Annotated in this window: 1 pseudogene; it reads right to left on the bottom strand. The window is 55.2% G+C overall.

Annotated elements, in window-relative coordinates:
* Nucleotides 1–286: pseudogene (locus tag NPS56_RS31045) on the bottom strand (MFS transporter); the annotation flags it as partial.
* Between the last annotated feature and the right edge of the window lie 96 nt (nt 287–382).

Below are 382 nucleotides of genomic sequence, written 5' to 3'. Positions count from 1 at the left end.
ATGCGACGGACCCGATAATCGTCGGTCGTCGGCCGAATTTATCGCCCATGAGGCCCAGTACCATTGCCCCGAGCACCATGCCGACAATTCCGGCGGTCAGGATAGGCGCCAGAGCGCCTGCGCCGAGTCCGAATGCCTGGATGATCGAGGGACCGGTGAACGCAATCGCTTGAGTGTCGAATCCGTCGAGAATGGCGACGAAAAAGCAGAGGGCAAAAACCCGCCACTGAAAAGCACTGGTTCGAGTGCTATCGATCAACTCGGGAATTGAATAATGAGTGCTCATGACGGCTCCAATCAACAGGTCGTTTGTTATCGTTCTTGTGCGCAGGCAGAACCTGTCGAATCACAGGCTAAGGGTGATGCGGAACAGGGTCTAATA

Origin of the sequence: Pseudomonas putida (assembly GCF_028682635.1) — a bacterium.
GTDB lineage: Bacteria > Pseudomonadota > Gammaproteobacteria > Pseudomonadales > Pseudomonadaceae > Aquipseudomonas > Aquipseudomonas putida_AE.
Note: the sequence above shows the minus strand (reverse complement) of the source record. Positions and strands in the feature narration are given on the sequence as shown.